We start from the raw sequence: 2,355 nt of genomic DNA on the forward strand, positions 1-2,355 counted from the left end.
CATGTAATGATCATCTGGCGACATGCGATTGGGTTCACCATCCATCTTGTAGGTAAGTGAATTGTTAAGAACATCAACAATTATGTATATATCCTTGTCTCTTACAGACTCTCTTACAATTCCCTTTCCTTCGCCGCTTCCGAATCTTGGGCATTCACAGGGAATAAGGAAATTATCGACGCCTCGCCATTCTTTTAAGATCTCGTTTACTCTTTTGCCTGTTGAAGCTGCTGATTCAAGAGCTATTATCCCAAGTTTATTCTGCATAGGTGTTCTCCTTTGCTTTTAATATTTTAATTATCGCACGAAAAAAGCTTGAAATAAACATTTACATTAACTACAATAATTAAGTGTGCTGCAGGATTAGTACATCGGTAGTATGTTAGCTTCCCAAGCTGAAGAGGCGGGTTCGATTCCCGTATCCTGCTTACTCAAACGATGCAAAATAAGGATCAGACCTCAGATGCAAGCTCGCTTGCAAATCTGAGCGTCTGGTCCTTATTTTATATCGCGCGACTGCGCGGACAAGATTTACGTAGTAAATCTTGTATGCATCGTTTGAGTAAGCAGGTTTTGCATTGCTCGTTATAAAGCAATCCTATATCTTACTATAGTGCCTGAATTCAAATCCCAGCATCGTCATATCATCAAACTGATCTGCTTTCCCTTTAAATATATTTACACTTTCCGTAATAGCAGGAAGCGTATTTCTCATAGTCTCATCTTTTACCAGATTCAAAGCTTCGATCATCCTGCCAGTACCGTACTGTTCTACATTCTCATTGATAGCTTCCGGTATTCCATCAGAATAAACAAATACCTTATCTCCGGGCTGAAGCTCTATGTCGTACTGCCTAGCCTTTAATCCATCCATCGCAGCAAGTGCCAGAGAATGCTTATCCTTAAACAGCTCGTACTCGCCTCCTACCCTCTTGATCGCAGGATATTCATGTCCAGCATTTGCGCAGGTCAAAAGACCTGTTGGGAGATCCAGTATTCCGATCCATGCTGTTACAAACATCTCAGCGTCGTTACCTTCGCAAAGAGCTTCATTTGTCTTTTCAATGATATCTGCAGGGGTTCCGCCTTCCTGTGCAACGGTTCTGATGGCAGTCTTACTTCTCATCATTACAAGGGCGGCAGGTATGCCCTTACCTGAAACGTCAGCAATAACAAAAGCCATCCTGTTGACGTCCACATGGAAGAAATCGTAGAAATCACCGCCAACTTCTTTAGCAGGTTTCATGGTTGCGTATATGTCTATCTCATCCCTGTCTGGGAAATTAAATGATTTTGGCAGGGAAGAATCCTGGATTATTCGGGCAAGTGTAAGTTCCTGCTCCATTTTCTTTTCCGCAGCGCTAATATATCCCTTAAGAGCAACTACCGTCTCATTGATGTCGTCAGATAACTCTGCAAACTCCGAGGAACTCCTTACATCCACTACCTCATCAAGATTTCCATTTGTGATCTTAGAAAGGGACCCATTTATCTCCTGGATATTATTTACAACGATCATATTAACAAGATAAGCGATAAGCACATAAGTTACTGTAAACAAAAGAATACTTGAAAGGCCTGTTTCGTAGGCCTGGGCATCTCTGTACCAGTAGACCTGTTCATTTGTCATGGATACCACAAGAATGTGCTCAAGGTCGATCGCTTCTACTCTCACAAGTGACTTTTTCCCAATATAGGTACGCTTTACAGTTTTTCCTTCAAGCGCTTTAAGGGAATTGGCTTCATCCACTCCTAGCGTCATACCCTTATGGGTTCCATTGTTAATGTAGCCATCTGCAAGGATCATGTAGTCAAAAGAAACATCTGCCTCGGGCTCTATGTTGCTGTTACCATCAAGTATTCGCTGCTTGATATGCCTGGCACTTTCTTCAATTGTGTGGATGCTGTCCTGATACTCTGAACCGGTTTGCAGGTAGTAGGAAAAGAAAAAACCGCTTACCAGCACAAGAAATGTCACCGCAAAGAGCCATTTTTGGAACCTTGTGGAAACAGGAACCTCTTCTGCTTTCTTCTTTAAGAAAGGATTTCTCCATTCTCCTGAAAATACCTGCAAGATATATGATGACACTGCAAGACCAATGCCAGTAAATACGATCATGGGAACGGAACATATCTTTACTACCATGAACGCCATCCTAAGGTCATCCCTGTGGGTTATAAACACCACATACATGTGGAACACTTCCATAAAGGCTCCCATAAAGAATGCATATACAGGAGAAGGTTTTTTCCCTTTAAAGACTCCTTTGTTCATACCCATGGCAACAAAGCCTGCCACGCAGGTTGCAACGCTGCATGCAACTCTAGTGTATGAACCAACACCAAAGTATGTTC

The 2,355-nt window shown here is 42.2% G+C and carries 1 protein-coding gene, 1 tRNA gene and 1 pseudogene; 1 reads left to right on the forward strand and 2 read right to left on the reverse strand.

The features are described from left to right. Nucleotides 1-267 (reverse strand): annotated as a pseudogene (locus J6I68_RS15670) (ribose-phosphate pyrophosphokinase-like domain-containing protein); the annotation flags it as partial. A gap of 90 nt (nucleotides 268-357) precedes the next feature. On the opposite strand from J6I68_RS15670, the gene J6I68_RS15675 reads away from it, so the two are divergent. After that, nucleotides 358-428: transfer RNA gene (locus J6I68_RS15675), tRNA-Gly, on the forward strand. 170 nt (nucleotides 429-598) lie between these two features. On the opposite strand, the gene J6I68_RS15680 is transcribed toward J6I68_RS15675, so the two are convergent. Then, nucleotides 599-2,355, reverse strand: a 1,757-nt coding sequence (locus J6I68_RS15680) for a SpoIIE family protein phosphatase (RefSeq protein WP_292221660.1), incomplete at its 5' end; no start/stop codon positions are given.

This window comes from Butyrivibrio sp. (assembly GCF_017940685.1).
Classification (GTDB): Bacteria; Bacillota; Clostridia; order Lachnospirales; family Lachnospiraceae; genus Butyrivibrio.